The organism is Bythopirellula superficialaquae (assembly GCF_059632245.1).
In genome coordinates, this window is the sequence record NZ_CP197426.1 from 1860701 (window position 1) to 1881759 (window position 21059).

The 21059-nt window shown below is 54.5% G+C and carries 17 protein-coding genes; 7 read left to right on the forward strand and 10 right to left on the reverse strand.

Translation table 11 applies throughout. The annotated features are described in order from the left end of the window. Positions 1–74: 74 nt before the first annotated feature. On the reverse strand, positions 75–2192 hold the full coding sequence (gene pnp / locus SH678x_RS07655) for a polyribonucleotide nucleotidyltransferase (RefSeq protein ID WP_496922302.1): 2118 nt from the start codon (positions 2190–2192) through the stop codon (positions 75–77). A 201-nt stretch (positions 2193–2393) separates the two neighbouring features. Beyond that, positions 2394–2663 carry a 30S ribosomal protein S15 gene (gene rpsO, locus SH678x_RS07660; protein WP_496922303.1) on the reverse strand — a complete coding sequence of 90 codons (270 nt, stop codon included), beginning with the start codon at positions 2661–2663 and terminating at the stop codon, positions 2394–2396. Between the two features lie 357 nt (positions 2664–3020). Between rpsO and SH678x_RS07665 the strand changes: the two genes are divergently transcribed. Beyond that, entirely contained in the window at positions 3021–3260 is a 240-nt protein-coding gene (locus SH678x_RS07665) for a hypothetical protein (RefSeq protein ID WP_496922304.1), read from the forward strand. Beyond that, complete coding sequence (locus tag SH678x_RS07670; protein WP_496922305.1) at positions 3257–3538, forward strand: hypothetical protein; 282 nt, start codon at positions 3257–3259, stop codon at positions 3536–3538. Before SH678x_RS07665 ends, SH678x_RS07670 begins: the two co-directional genes overlap by 4 nt. 20 nt (positions 3539–3558) lie before the next feature. On the opposite strand, the gene SH678x_RS07675 is transcribed toward SH678x_RS07670, so the two are convergent. From SH678x_RS07675 to SH678x_RS07685, 3 genes are all read right to left on the reverse strand, one after another. Further along, positions 3559–4308, reverse strand: coding sequence for a PEP-CTERM sorting domain-containing protein (locus tag SH678x_RS07675; RefSeq protein WP_496922306.1), 750 nt, complete (start codon positions 4306–4308; stop codon positions 3559–3561). Positions 4309–4532: 224 nt separating this feature from the next. Next, entirely contained in the window at positions 4533–5540 is a 1008-nt protein-coding gene (locus SH678x_RS07680; RefSeq protein ID WP_496922307.1) for an acyl-CoA desaturase, read from the reverse strand. Positions 5541–5736: 196 nt separating this feature from the next. After that, the gene (locus tag SH678x_RS07685; RefSeq protein WP_496922308.1) at positions 5737–8262 is read right to left on the reverse strand and encodes a ComEC/Rec2 family competence protein; all 2526 of its coding nucleotides are present in this window, start codon (positions 8260–8262) and stop codon (positions 5737–5739) included. 174 nt (positions 8263–8436) lie between these two features. On the opposite strand from SH678x_RS07685, the gene SH678x_RS07690 reads away from it, so the two are divergent. The 4 genes from SH678x_RS07690 (at position 8437) to SH678x_RS07705 (ending at position 14704) form a co-directional block, all read left to right on the forward strand. Further along, on the forward strand, positions 8437–10578 hold the full coding sequence (locus tag SH678x_RS07690; RefSeq protein ID WP_496922309.1) for a S9 family peptidase: 2142 nt from the start codon (positions 8437–8439) through the stop codon (positions 10576–10578). Between the two features lie 111 nt (positions 10579–10689). Then, the gene (locus SH678x_RS07695; RefSeq protein WP_496922310.1) at positions 10690–12363 is read left to right on the forward strand and encodes a CotH kinase family protein; all 1674 of its coding nucleotides are present in this window, start codon (positions 10690–10692) and stop codon (positions 12361–12363) included. Between the two features lie 258 nt (positions 12364–12621). Beyond that, positions 12622–14025 (forward strand): TrkH family potassium uptake protein, encoded by a 1404-nt coding sequence (locus tag SH678x_RS07700; protein ID WP_496922311.1) that lies wholly within the window; start codon positions 12622–12624, stop codon positions 14023–14025. Between the two features lie 22 nt (positions 14026–14047). Continuing rightward, a complete protein-coding gene (locus tag SH678x_RS07705) occupies positions 14048–14704 on the forward strand; it encodes an NAD-binding protein (protein ID WP_496922312.1) in 657 nt (218 codons plus the stop codon). A 53-nt stretch (positions 14705–14757) separates the two neighbouring features. Here the strand turns inward: SH678x_RS07705 and SH678x_RS07710 are convergent, their stop codons facing one another. Genes SH678x_RS07710 through SH678x_RS07725 form a run of 4 tightly spaced genes read right to left on the reverse strand, consistent with a single transcriptional unit; the run spans position 14758 to position 18816 of the window. Beyond that, complete coding sequence (locus tag SH678x_RS07710) at positions 14758–15048, reverse strand: putative quinol monooxygenase (protein ID WP_496922313.1); 291 nt, start codon at positions 15046–15048, stop codon at positions 14758–14760. Between the two features lie 42 nt (positions 15049–15090). Next, positions 15091–16137, reverse strand: coding sequence for a glutathione synthase (locus tag SH678x_RS07715; protein WP_496922314.1), 1047 nt, complete (start codon positions 16135–16137; stop codon positions 15091–15093). 22 nt (positions 16138–16159) lie between these two features. Further along, positions 16160–18082 (reverse strand): flavohemoglobin expression-modulating QEGLA motif protein, encoded by a 1923-nt coding sequence (locus SH678x_RS07720; protein WP_496922315.1) that lies wholly within the window; start codon positions 18080–18082, stop codon positions 16160–16162. Then, complete coding sequence (locus SH678x_RS07725) at positions 18079–18816, reverse strand: N-formylglutamate amidohydrolase (RefSeq protein WP_496922316.1); 738 nt, start codon at positions 18814–18816, stop codon at positions 18079–18081. The genes SH678x_RS07720 and SH678x_RS07725 overlap by 4 nt, the downstream gene beginning before the upstream one ends. A gap of 192 nt (positions 18817–19008) precedes the next feature. Between SH678x_RS07725 and SH678x_RS07730 the strand changes: the two genes are divergently transcribed. Then, positions 19009–19986 (forward strand): DUF6807 domain-containing protein, encoded by a 978-nt coding sequence (locus SH678x_RS07730; RefSeq protein ID WP_496922317.1) that lies wholly within the window; start codon positions 19009–19011, stop codon positions 19984–19986. Positions 19987–20002: 16 nt separating this feature from the next. On the opposite strand, the gene SH678x_RS07735 is transcribed toward SH678x_RS07730, so the two are convergent. Next, entirely contained in the window at positions 20003–20896 is an 894-nt protein-coding gene (locus SH678x_RS07735) for a peptidylprolyl isomerase (protein WP_496922318.1), read from the reverse strand. Positions 20897–21059 lie beyond the last annotated feature (163 nt).

Sequence of the window (21059 nt, forward strand, 5' to 3'; positions counted from 1 at the left end):
CACAACAAAAAACGCTCAACGCCCTGCAGGTGCCGAGCGGTGAGCGATAAGCATTCTTAATGTTGGTCCGGATGCTATTCAGCAGCCGAATCGACCGTTTCGTTGAGCTCTTCCATCGCAGCACGACGGCTGAGCTTCACGCGGTCTTGCTCGTCGACGGCGATCACTTTCACTTTCATCGAGTCGCCAACCGAGCAAATGTCGGCCACGCTGCCGACGTACTCGTTGGAGAGTTCGCTGATGTGGCACAAGCCGTCACGACCGGGCAGGATTTCAACAAACGCGCCAAAGTCCTTGATGCTCGTCACGCGGCCGTTGTAGATCTTGCCGACCTGTACGCTGGCCGTCAGGGCATCCACGCGGGCCAAGCCTTCTTCCGCGGAAGCCTGATCGGCGGCAGCGACGGTAACCGTGCCGTCTTCTTCGACGTCGATCGTGCAACCAACATCTTCTTGGATACCGCGAATCGTCTTGCCACCAGGGCCGATCAACAGGCCAATCTTCTGGGGGTCGATCTTCGTACGCAACAACCGTGGGGCCGATTCAGCCGTGGTCGAGCGAGGACGGGGAATCGCGCTGAGCATCTTCCGCAAGATTTCGATCCGCGCTTCCCGGGATTGGGTTAACGTCGCGCGGATGATTTCCTCGCTGATACCCTTGATTTTAAGGTCGAGCTGGATACCCGTGATGCCGTTCTGCGTGCCGGCGATCTTGAAGTCCATGTCGCCGAAGTGATCTTCGTTGCCGATGATGTCGGTCAGCAGCGTGAACTTGTCACCCTCCTTGATCAACCCCACGGAAATACCGGCGACGGGATTCGTGATCGGCACACCCGCGGCCATCAAGCCCAACGTGGCACCGCAGACCGAAGCCATTGAACTCGAGCCGTTGGATTCCAAAATGTCCGAAATCACGCGGATCGTGTATGGGAACTTCTCGTGATCGGGGAGCACGGGATTCACGCTCCGTTCAGCAAGAGCACCGTGGCCGATTTCGCGGCGACCGGGACCACGAATCGGACGGCATTCACCGACCGAGAACGATGGGAAGTTGTAGTCGAGCATGAACCGCTTGGTGTATTCGTCGAACAGACCGTCAACGCGTTGCTCATCGCGGCCCGTGCCGAGCGTAACGGTGATAAACGCTTGGGTTTCACCACGCTGGAACACGGCCGAACCATGCACGCGGGGGAGCAAGTCCACTTCGCAATGAATGGGACGCAGTTCCGTGCTGGCGCGACCGTCGGAGCGGGTGCCATTAAGGATTTGCTCGCGAGTGAGCTTTTCTTCCAAGATGTGCCACTGCTTGTAGAACGAATCGAGTGTGTAAGCCCCTTCAGCTTTCGGATCAGGAATCAAAGCCGCGACGGCTTCTTCCTTGATCGCAACAACGGCATCGTGCCGAGCATGCTTGCCGTCAATCAAATTAGCTTCGCGATAGCGATCGCCATATTTCTCCATGATGACGTCGTACAAGCCATCCGAAGGAGCTGCTACGTACGGAACCTTCTCCGTGCCGACCTTTTGGGCCAATTCTTCTTGCAGTTCGCAAAGCTCTTTCACATAGCGATGGGCCGTCATAATCGCTTCGGCCATCACGTCTTCGGGCATCTCGCGCGAGAAGCCCTCGATCATCAGCACGGCATCCTTCGTGCCCGAGACGATCAAGTCGAGCGAGCTGACTTCCAAATCATCTTGCGTAGGGAACGGCACAAATTGGCCTTCGATATAACCCAGACGCACCGAACCCAAAGGGCCAGAGAACGGCAGCGGCGAAACGCACAACGCAGCGCTGGCACCATTCATGGCCAACACGTCGCCATCGGTTTGCTTATCGCTCGACATGACGAACGCTTGGATCTGAACTTCCTCGAAATATCCTTCGGGGAACATCGGACGAATGGGGCGATCCATCAAACGGGCGGTCAGCGTTTCTTTGGTCGTGGGCCGGCCTTCACGCTTCATGAAGCCGCCGGGGAATTTGCCTGCCGCGGCAGTGCGCTCGCGATAATCGCAAGTCAAAGGAAAGAAGTCAGTACCGGGACGAGAAGGGCCACCCGCGGCGGCACACAAGACAACGGTGTCGCCGTATTGGACGAGACAGCTACCTGCCGCTTGCTTGGCGAGATAACCGGTTTCAATGCTCAACGTGCCGTTGCCGATTTGTCTTTCAACGCGAATTTTATTGCTCAATGTTTTCTTCCTACTTTTGGGAAAGCCAATAACGCATGTTCAATCAAGGATTGGCGAGAAATTCGCGCAAAACTGCGCGAATACTCTGAGCCGACCGGCATGCGGCGAGAGAGAGCCTAAACTCATTGCAGAACGAAGTAATGGCCGTAGCTTGCGTTCGCACTTTCTGCGATTTACCTACGCCAAATTACTTACGCCAAATTACTTACGAATGTCCAGACGGCGTAACAGATCGAGATACTTTTGTGGATTCTTGCGCTTAACATAATCCAACAAACGGCGGCGCTTGCCGACGATAGTTAGCAGGCCACGGCGGCAAGCATGATCCTTGTCATGCTCGCGCAAGTGCTTGGTCAACTCGGCGATGCGGGTTGTCAGAATGGAAATCTGAATCTCGGGAGAACCCGTATCCGTCCCACCGCGCCCATATTCAGTGACCAATTCCTGCTTGCGTTCTTTCGTGACCGACATTTTTTCCTACTCTTGAACTGTTATTGCCAGCCTGTCACCGATGAGATTAGACGGTTCGTCCCGCCGACCCGAAGCCCATTGCTTCGTGAGCCAGCTTATCCAGCGAACCTCAGTGACATAGTGTTGCGGCTGTTCCTACCTACTCTACGTGTTACAAAATTAAAATACGACCCCTCTAATTTAGCGATCTTTGGCCTGCTGGCAACCGCAAAAATATGGGGAAAAGGGTGTAAATTGAACATGTGGCAGCCATTTAGCAGTGCTTCAAGGCCATCGAAGTGCTCTTTTCTGGTATGTTGAATAGCACCTCTTTAGAATACGGGAGGCATCACCTTTTGAGCGAGAGCATTTTCAACCATGCAAGAAATCACCGTCGCGCAATCCTTCGGCGATCAACTCGGCAAACTCGCCAGCCAAGCCATTGTCTGTGACAGCCATGGCAGGGCTTTGGGCATTTTTTCGCCCCTACCCGCTCATCCGCCCGTCAAAGATTTGCGGCTTGAGCCGCCACTTTCAATTGCCGAAACAGAGAACCTTCGCAGCGTGAAGACTGGTAAGCCCCTGGATGAGATTCTTAACCGACTTGGAATCCAATGAGCTACAGGGTCTTCTGGTCGCCTCAAGCTGAAGAACGTCTTGAGGCAATATTTGCGAACCGAGAAGATCGTGATCAATGTGTTGAGGCAGCGAGAGATCTTGATCGCGCCTTAGCCACGGACCCTGATGGTTTCGGTGAATCTCGCTACGATACGGTAAGAGTTGGATTTGCACTGCCCTTGGGCATCCAGTTTGAAGTGCTGGCAGACGTTGATACCGCCATCGTCTACGATGTATGGCGTATTGATCGTTCAATCGGCGAAATAGCTGCTGAATAATTCAAGGTAGTTTTAAATTTCTAAGCCATCACACGCCGCGTCATCATCGCACAGCCGGCAACGACAAGCAGACCAAGCGTCGATGGTTCTGGCACGGTCAGGTTCGCCGTGATTTCTATGTTGTCGATTTCCATCTCATCGTTGCCATTCCCTTCGACGAAGTCGTTGATGATGAGTTCGATCGAAGCGCCATTGAGGATCGAAGAAAGCGAAATAACTCCGCTGTCTGCGGATTGGTTCTCGGGGTCAGCAGGAACGTAATCCATGAAGCTCAGCGGTACGTTGTTCTGCGCTAGTAATCGGTACCAAGTGCCGCCCGTTCCGCCTGTGCGGAAGGAGATGTCGAATGAAGGCGGCAACTCGCCGGGAGTTGCTTCGACATCGAAACGGATCTCAAAATCTTCATAACCGGTGCCGTCAAGCGTGATATAAAGAAGCGCGTCGTTACCGAAGTTACCCGCTAAAGGTCCTGCACCATCGCTCTTGTCGACCTGAAAAGTGCTGACGCCGCCAATGTCAAAGTTACTTCCGCCCCCCTTGATATCGTCGAACTTGAGGGTGTTGGTGGGATCGAAGATAGCGCCGCTGGTGGGCGAGGTATATGAGACAAACCCTGTTCCGCCATTGTTGTCTAAGCTATTAGCGACTCCCAAAAATGCTTGCAGATTGGCGTTGCCTGCTACTGTGCCATCTACCTCGGGTGCAAAATCCTGTTTGTTGGGATTGGTGGTGAAGTCGTAATCGCTGGCGAATCCCCAGAAAGCAACCACTTCGCGCGCCGAAGTTGTAGAACTAGATGACAAGAGGACGCAGAGGCACATAAGCGCGGAACAAGTAAAAGTAGGTCGCATCATGAGTCGTATTTTCTGGAGAAGTAGTGAAAAGCAAGCGTGAAATAGTGGGATTGATCCACCTAGTATAAACTGGGAGAGAAACGCTGTATACTTTTTTGTTCTCCACCGGCTCAGACTAAAGCTCGGCTTGAGAAACATTGTTACACGGCTTGCTTGCGGACGTCTTTCAGTCGAATCACATCCCAAGCCAGCCCAAGCTTTTCCATCAGTAGGATGCACCAATAGGTGACATCGATCTCCCACCAACGGTGGCCCTGGCTGGCAACACGCTGATAGGCGTGATGGTTGTTATGCCAACCTTCACCCCAGGCCAAGATCGCCACCCACCACAAGTTACGGCTATTGTCGGTGGTGTCGTAATTGCGATAGCCCCATAGATGCGTGGCGGAATTCACGAACCAGGTAACGTGCAGCACGTAGACCATCCGCACGCCGAGGCCCCAAAAGACCATTGACCACCCAGCCCAGGCCGAGCCGAGTCCCCAACTTTCGGGACCAAAATAGCCCATGGCGAAGAGAACGCCACCCAGCAAGAAGTGCGAAGGCAAGAACATATAGTGCAGCACGACCATCACCTTGTCTTTGGTGATATCGGGGGCATAGCGGCTCAAAAGATCTTTGTGCCACTTGCGGCCGAAGTCCGGCATGAACCACAACAGATGGCTCCACCAGTTGCCATGCACGGGCGAATGAGGATCGCCATCTTCATCGCTATGTGCGTGGTGTTTGCGATGTTGAGCCACCCACGTGAGTGCCGAGCCTTCGCCCGATAATCCTCCGAGGAACGCGAGTAGCCAGCGGATCGGACGATAGGTTTGAAAACTCTGATGCGTAAGCAAGCGATGATAACCCATGCAGACGCCAAAGCTGCCGGTAACAAATGCCAGAATCACGCAAGTAATAAGTGCGGGCCACGTGAAAAAGAACGGTGCGATCACGGCCAGGACATGAACCACCGCGATCCAAATCACGATTGGCCAGTTTGGTCCCAGTTCATCGAAGGCTTGCTTGCCACGGAGGTAGGCAGCATTGGCGGCTGCCATCGCGGCCGTGCCCGATTGTTTGAGACTGGCCTGATAATCAGCGGCCCGTTGCTGCCAATGGGGATGATTATTATTGGATTCGGGCGAGGAAGATTCCGTCGACACGTTTGCTGTTCCTTAAAAGTTATGCAAAGTGTTGTTGATATCGAGTTTCAAGAAGTCGTCTCGATACATCAATCTTTACCAACTAACCCCCGGCAATCAATGGCTGGTTTTGGCTGTTTCAGGTTGCCACATAGTCGCCAACCTAGAAAGCATAGGGAATTTGGGTGTTTATCGATAGGGCGTCCAAAAGCCTGAATTAATTGTTATGCAAGAAACTGCCGCGAAAGGCGTGCCAAACGACTCCGGCAGAACTGACAGTAAAATCGACCGCACCTTCTTGCGAGGTGTGAAAGACTTGGGCTCCAGCTTTATTGTACGAGACCGTGGCGAATTGGGTTTGAGTAGGTTGATAGCGGCCGCTTAGGACCACCCATTCTGGCGTACACCAGTTGGCGAAACCCGGCGGGTCGCTGTTGTTGCTACCGTGATGCGGGGCGAGCAGCACATCGACGTCCAGCGGGGCTTCGGCCATCACGGCTTCAATCCCAGGAGATTCCAAATCGCCCGGCAACAGAATACGCTGACCGGCGAATTCAATCAGCAGCAGAACGCTGTTGGCATTATCGAGACCGGCCACTCCGAATTGGGGCGGATGCAGAACTTCGATGTTCACCCGTTCGTCATCAATGGGCAGGACATCGTTCATCCACACAACTTCCAGCGGCACACCTGCCTGAGTGATTTTTTCTTTCAAAAAGTTGGGTGCGGTCAATTCGCCTTGCGTTGCCCAGGGATCGAACATTAAGGGTGAGACGAAGATTTGATCGACGGAAAATCGCTCGAGCAAGCCGGGCACGCCGTTGTAGTGATCCACGTCGGCATGCGAGATCACGATGGCGTCGATGTGTGTGATGCCTTGTGACCAAAGAAAGCTGGAAATGACGTTTGTGGTTCCTTCGGGCGAGCCCAAACTGCCCGCATCGTAGAGAAACGTTTCGCCCGAGGGAAATTCCATAACGACGCACGTTCCATGTCCCACCGAAAGGAAAGTGCATTGCAGTTGATCGCTGGCGCGATGATTCCAAGTCGAAACGGCAAGCCCGAATGCAATCCAAAACATTGCCAGCACAGCCTGATTCTTAAGTTTCGGCCGCAAGTGGGGGAGCAAAGCAAACCAAGCCAGCGCTGCATAAAATACGACAAGCCACCACAGCGTTGGACCCGCGAAGTAGGCGTAGCTTCCCGGCACTCGGCTGCCCAGGTCAATGATCCATTCACTCAGTAGTAGGCAGATTCCACAGACTTTCCCGAGTAGCCAAGCAATGGGAGCAAACAAAAATCCGACCGTACAAATCAGTAACCCGGAAACCAAAGCAATTGACATCGGCAGCCAAGCGAGTGGCGTTAGCACAAACGATGACGGACTGATGATATTAAAGTTGTAAAGGAGCAACGGTGTCACGACGATCCAAGCCGCGATCGACGCGACGCATACGAGCCACACGCGATGCTTAAAGCCATCCCAGAAGAATTGTGGCCACGTGGAGTAGCTGGCGATCATCCGCTCTAGGGGATCATTGTCGTCGTGCGGCCAGATCCATGCGATTGAAGCGACGACAGCCGCGACTCCCAGAAAACTGAGTTGGGTTCCCGTGCGAAATAATTCCGCCGGGTTGATCACCATCACCAACAAAGCTGCCGTGGCAAGGGAATTCACGATATTGAGTTGACGAAATCGCGCGATCGCGAGGAGCGAGCAGACCACAAAGATTGTCGAACGCACGACCGAGGGTTGCGGCCCAACAATGGCTGCGTAAGCCAGGACGCAGAAAATTATCAGAACGAGCCTTGTCGACTGTGAAACAGGCAGAAAACTTGCAACCAGCCCAACTAACACGGCAATGAGGCCCACGTGCATGCCGGAAACGACGACTAAATGAATCGTCCCCGTATTCATGAAGGCGTCCATGGTTTCGTCGTTGAGTTCTCCCCGTACACCCAAGGTCAGAGCTTGCGCCATCGACTGTTGGTTGAAGCCGACATAGCGAGTGAGTTGCCGTTGACACCAACGGCCCATTGCAGCCAGCCAAGTATCGAATGACAAGGAACTTGCCGGCTCTAAAACTGACACGCAGGCGGGTGATTGAGTGAACAATTCGCAATGATGTCCCGCCGCGCGGTCGGCGAGTGAGAAATCAAACTGCCCTGGATTCATCACGGGTCTCAACTCACTCAATCGAGCGAAGATGAGCAACTGATCCCCCGGCGTAATCTCGGGCAGCACGCCATTGACCCGTAATCGCACCGTACCGCTGACCTGTTGCCATCTTGTGCCGTTGCGTAAGCGTGTAACTTGAATTTCGACTTCGCTGCGAGGCTCGGCGGGAATCGCTCGCAAAGGTGTTGTTTCCGCGGCGGGTCGCCAACTCGATGGAGTCGTGGCGGTGGCCTTCAGGCAAACCGGCTCCGTCGTGGCCGCCGCGTAACGGGCAAGATCGGTGTTAGCGCAATAATTCCACCGCAGATCGTGCCAAGACCCGCCTAAAAATAGACAGGCGAACAGCAGCGCTACGAGCGACGTACGCAAGTAATGGCCGTGATAGAGAAGTAGTGCCAGTGCGGTTGCGATTCCCGCCGCCGCCGCCCACCAATCGATGGCCGTACGAGATTCAAACCACACCGAGCCAAATCGATCGGCAACGATGCCCAAAGCGAATGCCACGGCCACGAGTAGCAAAGGCTGCGTGGCCAGTGCATGATCGCTGGCTCCAGCTCTGGACAACCCTGATTCTGGCAATTTCAGACGCATCGTGGACGTTTCGCGGCGTGGAAAATCTGAAGCTGTTTAGTGTAACGCGGGGCCTGAGCTGGCGAAATTAATTGTGCGCTTGTGGCAATACAAAAAACTCGAAACAATACCCGATTCCTTGCCTTGTCATGTCTACGGAGAATCCGCATGAAATATGCTTATCTTGAAATTTCCAGCCCACGGAAGTGGGCCAGCAGACTTTTTCTGGCTTTGCTCACGCTCGGCGGTGTGATGAACGCAACAGCCGCGGAAACACCAACCAAAATCAAATCAGCCAAGGAGCCCACCTTGATTCCCCGCAGTGTCTTGTTTGGCAATCCCCAGCGTGCGAGTGCCCGCGTCAGTCCCAATGGCAAATGGTTCAGCTACCTTGCCCCCGTGGATGGGATTCTCAATGTCTGGGTGGCTCCGATTGATGATATTTCCAAAGCCAAGCCCGTGACCAACGACAAGATTCGCGACATTCGCGGTTACTACTGGGCTTATACCGGTAATCACATCCTTTACACACAAGACAAGGCTGGCGACGAGAACTGGCACATTTATTCCACGAATGTCGGTACTGGCGAAACTAAAGACCTTACGCCGCTCGACAACATTCATGCTCAAGTTCAAGACACGAGCGACAAATTCCCCAATGAAATCCTGATCGGTCTCAACGATCGTATTCCGCAACTTCACGATGTGTGGCGCGTGAACATCGAAACGGGCGAACGCGAGCTCGTGCAAAAGAATGAAGGGGTCGCCGCCTATGTGACTGACAACGACTTCAATGTGCGGTTTGCCTTCAACTACACCCCTGATGGCGGCACCGCGTTGATGAAGCCCAAGAAGCCGGGCGATACGGGCGAAGGGGCTGAATGGGAAGAGTTCATCACCACGGGTCCTGAAGATGCGATGAACACGGGCCCCGCCGGTTTCGACAAGACGGGCGATGTGCTGTATTTGCAAGACAGCCGCAATCGTGACACCGGTGGGTTGTACGCTTTGAATCTCAATACCGGCGAAACCAAGCTCATCGCCGACGATCCCCGCGCCGACGTGGGGAGTGTGATGACCCATCCCACGGAGAAGACGATTCAAGCCGTGAGCTTTAATTACACCCGCGACGAATGGAAGATTCTCGACGAAGCGATTCGCGCTGACCTCGATTATCTGGCGACCGTCGAAGATGGCGAAGTGCTGGTCACGAGTCGCACGCTGGACGACAAACTCTGGACCGTGGCTTATATGCTCGATGACGGGCCGATCAAGTTTTATCTTTACGATCGCGACAAAAAGAAAGCCAAATTCCTGTTTAACAGTCGAGATGATCTCGAAAACTACGAGTTTTCCAAGATGCACACCCCCATCATCAAGAGTCGCGATGGGCTAAATCTGGTTTCGTATTTAACCTTACCCAAGGGGTCCGATCCTGATGGCGATGGCGTCCCCGATAAGCCAGTCCCCTTGGTGCTCGATGTGCATGGTGGTCCCTGGGCGCGCGATGACTGGGGCTTTAACAGCTCGCATCAATGGCTGGCCGACCGCGGCTACGCGGTGCTGAGCGTCAATTACCGCGGCTCGACCGGTTTTGGTAAGAATTTTGTCAACGCCGCCAACGGCGAATGGTCGCGCAAAATGCACGAGGATTTGATCGACGCCGTGAACTGGGCCGTCGACAAAGGCATCGCTCAACGTGACAAGGTCGCCATCATGGGTGGCAGCTACGGTGGTTATGCCACGCTCGTCGGTTTGACTTATACGCCCGATGTGTTTGCCTGCGGCGTCGACATTGTCGGCCCGTCGAGTTTGGTGACGCTGCTTGAGAACGTCCCGCCTTATTGGATTCCGTTCATGCCGGTGATGAAAGTCCGCGTCGGCGACGTCGACACCGAGGAAGGTCGCGCGGAATTGCTTAAGCGTTCGCCGCTGACTTTGGTGGATAAGATCGTCAAGCCGCTGCTCATCGGCCAAGGGGCCAACGACCCCCGCGTGACGCAGCTCGAAGCCGATCAAATTGTCGACGCGATGGAATCGAAGAAAATTCCTGTCACCTATGTCCTCTATCCCGACGAAGGTCACGGTTTTTCCAACGAACCGAATCGTATGTCGTTCAATGCCGTGACTGAAGCCTTTCTGGCCGAGCAACTTGGTGGGAAATTCGAACCGGTCGGCAAAGACTTTGAAGGTTCGAGCATTCATGTCCCCGTGGGCGCCGACGGCGTGCCAGGGATTGGTGATCACTTGAGTGCCGATCGCAAGGAAATGCCACCCGTGGAGGTGAAGTCTGAGAAAGCAGTCGAGTAAGCACGGCGAAACTTTCGTAGGTCAGCGCGGTTTAATTGAGTTGAGCCGGGTCGTCTCGACCCCGATCTAGCGGGAGAGACGATCCGGCTTGCTTGTTAAAAGGGACTTGCCATGCGCATTGTGTTCGCTCTGATCGTCGCCTGCCTACTCGCCACATCGCTTTTCGCCCAACCACCGCAAGGATTTGGACCGCCCGGTTTTGGTCCCCCCGGCGGGCCCGGCTTTGGCGGTCCTGGTGGACCGATGGGGCAAGAACGCAAGCTTGTGGCCGAGTTTGACGAAGATGGCGATGGCCGCTTGAATCGCGCCGAACGTGATGCAGCTCGCGAGGAAATGCCACCCGCCGGTGAACGACGAGGACCCCGGTTTGGTCCTCGCAACGACCGAGAACCTCCCGAACCAGGCGTTGCCATTTCCCCTGGCGATGTGACGAATGCCTCCGAAGCAGGGCTGTATGATCCCAATGCGTTACGGACGCTGTTTTTGAACTTCGAGAACGATGATTGGCAAGAAGAACTCGCCGCCTTTTACAACACCGACGTGGAAGTTCCCGCGAAGTTGATCGTTGATGGCCAGGAAAATCCCGATGTCGGGGTTCACTACCGCGGCCAATCGTCCTATTTCATGGTTCCCACGGGGTACAAGCGCTCGCTGAATCTCTCGCTGGACGACCTGCACGAAGATCAACGGCTTGACGGCTACAAGACGCTGAATTTGCTGAATCTCAACGGCGACGACTCGATGATGAGTTCCGCGTTGTATTCGCACATCGCGCGGACATATATTCCGGCCCCGCGAGCCAATTTGGTCCGCGTTGTGATCAATGGCGAGAATTGGGGCATCTACGGCAACGTCGAGCAGTTCAACAAAGATTTTCTCAAAGCGAACTATGGCAAGGCCAAGGGGGCACGCTGGAAAGTCAGCGGCAGCCCCAACGGCGATGGCGGCCTGAGATACTTGGGCGAAGAGATCGAACCTTATCGCGAACGTTACGAGATCAAATCAAAAGACAACGAGAAATCGTGGCAAGCACTTATTGAATTGTGCCGCGTCTTGGAAGAAACGCCCCCTGATGATTTGCAGGCCAAACTCGAACCGATTTTGGATATTGATTCGACGTTGTGGTTCTTGGCCCTCGACGTGGCTCTGGTGAACAGTGACGGCTATTGGACGCGGGCGAGTGATTACAGTCTGTTTCTCGATGCCGATGGGCAATTTCATTTGATTCCGCACGACATGAACGAAGCGCTACGCGAAGGACATGGACCGCCGGGAGGCCGTCGCGGCCCGCCCGGAAGATTTGGCCCACCCGAGGGCCGTCGTGCCGAGGGACCACCGCCGGGTGGCTCACCATTTGGCCCACCGGGCATGGGACCTCCAGGCTTTGGCCCACCAGGAGGTGGACGAGGCGGACCCCGCGAAGGGGGCGTCGATTTGGATCCTCTCGTGGGCTTGAAAAACGAGCGAACACCCCTGCGGAGTAAATTGCTCGCCGTGCCGGAACTAAGGGAGCGCTACTTGGCAGCCGTGCGGACGATTGCCGAACAGTCGCTCGATTGGGAGCAGTTGGGCCCGGTCGTGGCTGAGTACCGCGAGTTGATTGCCGACGAAGTCGCCGCCGACACGAAGAAGTTGGGCACAACCGCGGGATTCTTGCAGGCCACGTCCGACGACGTGAAGACGAAGGGATTAAAGAGCTTTGTTGAACGCCGGCGGAAGTATCTGCTTGAGAAGACCGAGGACGTTGACGTTTCACTAGCCCCGGCGACCCGAAGCGGGCCATGAGGTCAAGTGCCGGCTACCTCAATTGACTAAGTGGTTTCTTTACGGCTTCAGAGGATGGCGGGGATACATGGCCCTCACTCATGTGCCACTGAGTCGAATACATTTTCTTTTTCAATCAGCAGACATCGACGCGATATGAAACCGACCGCCAGACAAGTCCCGTAGGTTGCTGCCCGCACTGATATGCTCTAACATCTTATTGTTCCAAGAGACCGACGGCGGACTTCGAATACCTCTTGTTTTTTTGATGAGCGCTCAGTGAAATTGAAGAAGCGTCGCACGATCGACAAATGGGACGTTGCGCGTCGACATAGCTTGTTGAGTGCACAATGGCTGACCCCGCCGCGCTTGTTTGTCGGCTCGTTTGCCATCTTGATTCTTGTGGGCACACTCGGCCTCCTGTTTCTGCCTGGTCTCTATACGGGCGAACCGCTTGACTGGATAGACGCACTTTTTACTTCGACAAGCGCGGTTTGCGTGACCGGCTTGATTGTTGAGGACACGGCCACGTACTTTACCATGGCCGGGCAGGCGTGGTTACTCTTGCTCATTCAGTTGGGTGGTTTGGGGATGATTGCCTTTTCGAGCATTATTATCACCGCCTTGGGAAAAAGACTTTCGTTGCGACACGAGGCGTTTTCGAACGATCTCTCTCGCGCTGCCCCTCATGTGAATATGCGCCAACTCACGTTTGACGTGCTTCGCTTTACGATCGCGATTGAACTGCTCGGTGCTATCATTTTGTATGTCTTATGGATTTCACACATGGGGTGGGTCGATGCCGCTTGGCCTGCCGTGTTCCATTCAGTGAGCGCCTTTTGCAACGCGGGATTTTCGACTTTCAGCAACAGCCTGATGAGCTTCCAGAAAGCCCCAGCGACATTGATCGTCATCATGTCTCTGATTGTCGCAGGGGGGCTGGGTTTCCTGGCTATGGAAGAAATCCATCTCCGCTATGTCGCAGGTCAGCAAAATAAGATCTTCCGAATATCCTTGCACAGCCGGATCGTCGTAGTGACCACGATCGCGTTGATCCTCGGAGGCTGGGTCCTTTTTGCAAGTTTTGAAAAGGACGCCTCACTGAGGCATCTTTCGATAGCCGATCAGGCAACCAATTCCTTATTCTTGAGCGTCACGGCGCGAACGGCGGGATTTAATTCCGTCGACTACTCCCAAGCTAGCGACAGTGCCAATTTTCTGACGATCATTCTTATGATGATCGGTGGATCCCCAGGTTCCACCGCGGGGGGAATCAAGACAACGACCTTCGCGCTCATTGGTTTGGTTGCCTGGTCACGGTTTATGGGGTACGAATCGACCAGTTTTGCGGGGCGATCGATTCCCAAGGAAACCACCGAGCGAGCTATCGGACTCTTTGTCATGGCGTTTGGGCTGGTGACCGTCGGCATCTTGTTGCTCACAGCCATTCAGCCGGCGCAAGACCGGTTTTTAAGCCAAATGTTTGAGGTCGTCAGCGCTTTTAATACCGTCGGGCTTTCCATGGGAGAAACACCTGCGCTCAACAATCGAGGGCGACTGCTCATGGTGGTGCTCATGTTTCTGGGGAGGGTAGGTCCCTTGACTCTCGCCTCAGCTATTGCGATCGGTCAATACAGGCGTAGTAATTTCCGCTACTCGTATGAAGACGTCATCGTCGGGTAAAACGTGCTTTGAGAGAATAGTTATGAAACGATTCGTCATTGTCGGTTTGGGAAATTTTGGCGCGAGTGTCGCAGAGGCATTGTTTGCCAAAGGTCACGAGGTCGTCGCGATTGATCCTGACGAGAAATCGGTCGATCGTGTGGCCCCTTACGTCACGCGCGCTGCGGTGGGTGATGGACGCGACGTGCAGGTGCTCGAGCGTATAGGAGCTAAGGGGGCCGATGCAGGGGTGATCAGCACTGGAGACGATATCACGGCAAGCATACTTTCGACGATGGCCCTGCATGACATCCATGTTCGCGACGTTTACGTCAAAGTCATCTCACGCGATCACGCCCGGGTTATGGATCACCTGGGTGTCACTGAATCAATCTTTCCAGAGCGTGAATCTGCGATCTCACTCGGATCGCGCATGTCTGGAGTTGGCCTGTTGAATTATGTCCGACTGGGGCCAGGTTTTAGCATTCAGGAAATGGCGGTGCCGGAGTGTTGGAGCGGCAAATCGCTGCGCGTTTTGGAACTTCGCAGACAGTTCGGCATTTCCGTAATCGCAATTCACGACGTGCTGACTGATCAGATCGACCCTGCTCCGGATCCTGATGCTTTGTTGAAGGATTCAGAAACGCTGCTTGTCGCGGGCAAAGATGAGGATCTCGTTCGAATTGCCGAAGTCCATTAAGTGGCAACATTGGCTGGCCGGCTCGAAGCAAAGGCACCGAGGCGCACGGCACGTCACGAAGTCGCTTGCTCCCACGTATCCAACTGCCGCGTGGCAATCCACGGCCCGGCGACGCTCGCAAACCATGCAAAATGCTCCGATGCGGTGTGGACGTTGAATGCCGCTTCGTCGTCGTAGCGCTCAAAAATAAACACACGCAAATCGTCGGCGGGGTCAAATGCCACGTCGAACTGCCGGCAGCCGGTTTCTTTGGTAAGCGAGTTATTCGCGTGCCGCAATACGGCCTCGCGAAACGGGCCGACGTGCTCGGGCTGAATCGTAATGTAAACGGTGACAACGAACATTGAAATTTTCCATTTAGCCGAATCGTTTCGGTTCGGTATTTGTTACAAAGTGGCCATGTCAACGTTATTGAAATTGCGTTGATAGAAGCCCATATATTGCACTTTTCGCTCGAGGGCTTCAATCACAGGAATCGTGAAATTTACGTTTTCAAAGCTTTGGGCACTTCCCAAACCGCCGGGGCTGAAAACATTGATTTCCATCAGCTTGTTGCCAACGATGTCGAGTCCCACAAAGAACATGCCGTCGGTCACGAGTTTGGGCCGCACGATCTCTGCGATCCGCAAGGCGGCGTCATCCACCACCGCTTGTGCCTTTTTGCCCCCCGCGTGAATATTGCTGCGAATGTCGTCGCCGCTGCGAACCCGGCGGAAGGCGGCATATTTGCCTTTATAACGGAGCGGCTGGCCGTTCATCATAAACAGCCGCATGTCCCCTTCCGCGGCCAGCGGCAGATATTCCTGCGCGACGACATACCCATCACGTGAAATGGACTCGATCATTTGATTGAGATTGCCGAGCTGATCGCCCACGATGCGAAAGACCCCCTGCCCTCCCGAGCCTTGCAGCGGCTTAATCACGACGTCGTTGTTATGCGAGCGTGCAAAGTCGCGAATCTCGTTGCGATCGCGGGTGATGAGCGTGGCGGGGCGAACTTCCTCGGGAAACAACTGGAAGTACATTTTGTTGATGGCGTGATTCAGGCCGTCGGGATCGTTGAGTACAATCACCCCGTGGCGCATGGCGGCACGGCCGAAGATAATTCCCGCTTGCTGTGCCCAGCTGCGTGGTCCCTGATCTTGAGCCGGATCGTTGCGCAACATCAAAATATCAAGATCTTGCACGCTGATCCGCTCGATGATGCCGTTCGGGCCGCGCAATTCCTGAAGGAAAGTCTTCGTCGATTTATATTTTTGCCCCGGAGCCGTCCGCGCGCGGGCTCGAACTTGATCATCAGGATCAAACGCAAAATCGCCCGTGCCAATCATCCAGGCCTGATGGCCCTGATTGATCGCGGTCATAGCCAGCCGCGTGGTGGTGTAGCCTTCTTCTTCGGTCGCAATGTTATTAACGACAAAACCAATCCGCATAAACTGTTCCTGTGAAGAGCATTCAGTCTTCGATGAGATTGAGGACCGTCATCCCCGAGCCAAGTCGTTCCAGGCGTTCCGCCACGCCGGGAAGTTGCAAGTAACGCGGCTGGAGCGTCGCCGGTAATATTACCTTGCGATGCAACAACTCGCGCACGAAGCGAATATGTTCGCTCGCAATCTTACCTACGAACAAGGGGTCGAGCGTCCCCCCTTGTCCCAAATAGTCCAAGATTTCAACTAACCCCCGGAGATAGACGGCATCCTTGGTCAATCCGCCACCACGGTAGACACGCATCGTGACGGTATAAGCGACACGTTGAGCAAATTCAAACTCTTTGGCGAGCGCCCGAAAAGTTTCGACAAACGTAGCACCTTCCAGCAACATATGCACCGCCCACACTCGTGCGGCCAACAACCGCAACCGCGGCTTGCTCAACCCACCGACTAAATATTCGCTTAACACAGCGATACCTTCTTGCAGCGAATCGTAACCGGCCAGCCCCGTGTGCAGCAGCTTAAAAGGCTCGACAAGCCCGTTGTAATACGTAAGCAAATGCGTGCCAACTTCATGGTGCAAAAGCGCGTCGATCCGGCTGCGAGGAATTTTCGCGTCACGACCGATTAGCAGATCTCCGTCAGAGCACATCAAACCCGCGTACATGTCATCACGGATCACCACCTCGGCGGTGAATTGGGGCATCAGTTTTTTGTAGTAGTCCACCTCCTTGCGAGCATGTTTGGCAAACTCCGCGGCGGTGACTTCGCCTTGGCTCACATCCTCGCGGCTATGAGCCTTGATTTTTTCTAGCAAACTTTGTGCCAGGCTCAGCAAGCTCGCGCTCAATTCGCCGTAGACTTGTTGGCTGCCAAAGACGAATCGTTTGGTGCCCACGTCGCTGAGCATCGTGATCTTGCGGTCAAGTTCGTCGCGACGTTCGTGAAACAATTCATGCAGCGTCGGGTCTTCGATTTTGTCGATGGCGAGTTGAAACAGCTGCCGCTTGAGTCCCGACGGCTCCATCGCAAGCGGGCGATAGTAATAACGCGGCCCAGCTTCAAAATGCCCCTTCTGAAATTCATGCCACGCAGCCTCGGCGTTCACGGGCGTAACTTGCAGGAGAAAACTAAAGCTCTTGCTGATTTCATTGAGACGCCGATCGACGAAGCGTACCGAGTTAAGAATCGTGCTACGACCGAGCGAATAAAAATGCTCGGGGGTAGCGTTGGTGTGAACCTTGCAAAAAGCGAAGAACGCCTGCTTGAGAGCCCGTCCGATGTTGCGTTTCACCATCCGCAATACCGACGGATACAACTCCCCTGTGGAATGATTGCGATAAACGGGGCGAACGCAGATTCCAACGACCTCGGAACCCATCTCGTAAAGTTTCGCCGGGGTCAGCAGTGCGGCGACACTTCCTAAAGTTGCGTTGGGCGTGGTATCGACCGCCACGGCGGCCGCCTGTTTCAAATATGTGATACGTTCCAGTTGCCGACGCAACGCTTCGATAGTTCGCATTGGCGTATGCGGGCTGCGAGCTTCGATGGAGAATGCCGGGCGAAACTCCGTCGGTTCGAGCGCACTTTCGGCAAAAGCCGCTTTGACATCGGCATCTTCCGCGGACCAAACTTCAATAATCAGGAATGCCCCGAAGCGCTCGCGTTGCAATTCGATAATTGTCTTCAGGAGTTGCAGCAACTCTTTTTTGACCATCGAAGGGGGAATTATCAAATACGCCGCTTCACCTTTGACCAACTCCGCGGTGCCGAAATCATTCTCAGCAGTCTGACGGTACACCGCGAGAAACGGCAACGGCCGTTCCATATAGAGCGATCCGCCACCAGGGAGATCGCAGCTCACGGGCTGCCCCGCCAACAGCCGCGCATGGATGTCGTCCAAAAATTCTTGGGAAAGGGTCGATATTGAAGCGATTCCGCGGCTCAAAGCTTATCGACCTCCTCCAGCACTCCCGGGGCCGTGCTTTCGAGCGCCGCCGTGATCGCCGCGAGCAACGCCGGAATCGGCACACCGGTCCACTCGTCCATAAAGAATTTCTTGAACTCGATGCAGAGGTTGCACACGGTAGTCGGGAAGGTTTCGCCAACCCACTCCGCAAAATGGCCCCCCTCGAATTTGATGTTCTCGCGGACATCGAGTTTCCCGCCGGGAAAATCGTGTTCTCGCAAGTCGCTCATGAATCGCTCCAACACGGGTCGCCATTGTGGGTGGTTGTAAGCCGTGCCGAGATTAACCTGCGGATTGAGTTGGGGATCATCATACGGTGCCTGCGGCCCGAGGCGGTGATGATTGTAAGTGTGTAATTCGTAAATCACCACGCGGCCATGCTCGGCCACCTTGCGGGTGAGCAGTTCCTTGACCGTCTCGTAAAACTCGGCACGTATCGCTCGCGAGCGATCTAACACGTCTTCGGCCAAAGGCTCACGCCAGACGGTGAGTCCCCAGGCATCGGCTGGCGTCTGGTAAACCGCCTTTTCGCGTGGACGGTTAAGGTCGACCTCAAACCGCGAACGACGCGCAATCACTTTTGTGGGTGCGATAGCAGTCCACACGGCCGTAAAAGGATCTTCCTCTCGCAACCGGTCGGCTTCCGACAACGCGAAGAGCGGTAAGAGCTCTTCGCGCACGTTATGTCCATCATGCAGGGCGACCGCAACCACGGGGCCTGAACCCTCGACAATTTCCCAAGCTTGACCAGCGATGACGGCACCTCATTGATTAGGACTGTTTCGTTGCAAAGTTCACATGATATTTTCGCAAACTGTACGAGGGAAGTAGAGATGCGCCATTTAACCCAGCGGCGAAGTCATGTTAAGCTGGTCTGACTCTTCGTGTTTGTCTGGGAGATTTGCATGCGATTCTTAGCCCTCATCGTTAGCTTTTGTGTGCTATTTAAGAGTGTGTGCTTGGCCGCGGAAACGGAGCACAAGCTCTCGTTGAGCCAAGAAGACGATGGCGTAACGATCAACATCGATGGCGAATTATTTACCCGTTATCTGACCAAATCGGGTACGCGACCGGTGCTTTGGCCGGTGATTGGTCCAACGGGTAAGCCCTTCACGCGCGCCTATCCCGTGGGTGAGGGCACTGCCGGAGAAGCCCAAGATCATATTCATCACCGTTCGGTTTGGGTCGGTTACGAAGGGATCAACGGCATCGATTTCTGGCATGAACCCGGCTCGGGGGATAAGCCCTTTCCCTTTGGTGAACAACGGCAGCGAGAATTCGTTCGTGCTGACACCGACGGCGAAACGGCGACCATCATCACAAAGAATGATTGGCTCGCGCCGGATGGCGAAAAAGTTTGTGAAGACGAACGCACTTGGACTTTCGGCACGGATGGCGAAGACCGTTGGCTCGATTGCCGATTGGTGCTGACAGCCAGCGAAGGTGACCTAGAATTTTCTGACAGCAAGGAAGGCGTCTTTGCCTTGCGAGTCGCCGACAGCATGAACGTTGATCACAAGCAAGGTGGCCGCATTGTCAGTAGCCGTGGGCTCACCGATGACGCTGCGTGGGCCCAGCCGGCCGAATGGGTCGACTATCAAGGGCCCATCGAAGGCGAGCAGGTGGGGATCGCGATTTTTGCTCACCCCGAAAGTTTGAACTACCCCGCACCCTGGCACGTGCGGACTTACGGCCTCTTCGCTGGGAACCCTTTAGGTAAGCTCGCCTTCACGGACGGTGATGGCGATGTTCGCGAACGACCACTCCGCCTGACTTTGCCGAAGGGGGCTTCATTGGTCTTGCACTATCGCATCGTGCTGCATCGGGGTGACGAAAAGGAAGCGAAGCTGGCTGAGAAATACAAAGCCTTTAGCGGTGATTAAATTCGATTTCCGATGACTATCGTAATCGTCGTGTCGCGAATCCTAACAACGCGATACCAACGATCGCAACGCTGCTCGGCTCGGGCACGGTAGCAATACTTGCCAGCGGTATTGATTGGCCAACTGAATGTTGCCAAATGAGAAAATCTTTTCCATCAACACGGCCATCGCCGTTGCCGTCGGCTTCGGCTTTGGTGGTCGAACCATAATCAGCTTGCCAAATCGTCAGATCGGCCTGATTCACAACCCCGTCCAAGTTATAATCTCCGGCGGGCAGATTCAAAATCGAGACATCGGAAATGACAACGGCTTCGGTATTGAAGACATTTTGTTGAGCGATCACCTTTTGGAGATCGGTCACCGGAAAATCCGTGAATGCGCCACCCGCGTTAACGCGCGACAGCGCGGCGATACTGTCGACAACGGACATGCCGTTCCCCAGCACGCGGCCAAAAACCGTGAACCCACCGTTTTGATTGTCGAGATTGCTGCTGTTGTTCGCCAGGTTGAAAAACCATTGGCTGGTGGCACTGTTCGGATCTCCACCCAGTTTGGCATAGGCAACTGTTCCGCGAAGATTCGAAATACCAAACTCGTTCTGCACGGCCGGGTAGGTCACCACATTGGTAGGGTGAAAAACATCGGGGCTTAGACTAAAACCGCCTCCTTGCACGATGAAGCCTGGCACGCTGCGGTGAATGACCGTGCCGTCCCAACGATTGGCGTTCGCGTAGCTTTTAAAATTGTTCACCGACAGTGGTGTGGCCGAGTCGTACAACCTCACGTTGATCGTGCCGAGTGTCGTCTGAAACCGCGCAATCGTAGCGCTGGCGGTCTGTGTGCAAAGCGTCACTATAAGTATCAGGGCTGCGACGCGCGCGGCCGTGAGCTGGGAAAAACGCAAATTCATTATGACGACGTTCTGTTCCGTGAGAGCGAGCCGTGGTGCCGATCAAATGAGTGATTTCAATGGCTAGCCTTCATGGTAGTACGGCTGTCGCAATCCGTCCACAAAACGGCCCGTTCGCATCACCGCAAAAACTACCTATTTTGTCGCAAATTCATAGATTTTT

Excerpts from the sequence above, each read along its gene's own strand:
- rpsO (WP_496922303.1), bottom strand. The coding sequence starts at position 2,663 with ATGTCGGTCACGAAAGAACGCAAGCAGGAATTGGTCACTGAATATGGG.
- SH678x_RS07665 (WP_496922304.1), top strand. The coding sequence starts at position 3,021 with ATGCAAGAAATCACCGTCGCGCAATCCTTCGGCGATCAACTCGGCAAA.
- SH678x_RS07670 (WP_496922305.1), top strand. The coding sequence starts at position 3,257 with ATGAGCTACAGGGTCTTCTGGTCGCCTCAAGCTGAAGAACGTCTTGAG.
- SH678x_RS07690 (WP_496922309.1), top strand. The coding sequence starts at position 8,437 with ATGAAATATGCTTATCTTGAAATTTCCAGCCCACGGAAGTGGGCCAGC.
- SH678x_RS07695 (WP_496922310.1), top strand. The coding sequence starts at position 10,690 with ATGCGCATTGTGTTCGCTCTGATCGTCGCCTGCCTACTCGCCACATCG.
- SH678x_RS07705 (WP_496922312.1), top strand. The coding sequence starts at position 14,048 with ATGAAACGATTCGTCATTGTCGGTTTGGGAAATTTTGGCGCGAGTGTC.
- SH678x_RS07710 (WP_496922313.1), bottom strand. The coding sequence starts at position 15,048 with ATGTTCGTTGTCACCGTTTACATTACGATTCAGCCCGAGCACGTCGGC.
- SH678x_RS07715 (WP_496922314.1), bottom strand. The coding sequence starts at position 16,137 with ATGCGGATTGGTTTTGTCGTTAATAACATTGCGACCGAAGAAGAAGGC.
- SH678x_RS07730 (WP_496922317.1), top strand. The coding sequence starts at position 19,009 with ATGCGATTCTTAGCCCTCATCGTTAGCTTTTGTGTGCTATTTAAGAGT.
- SH678x_RS07735 (WP_496922318.1), bottom strand. The coding sequence starts at position 20,896 with ATGAATTTGCGTTTTTCCCAGCTCACGGCCGCGCGCGTCGCAGCCCTG.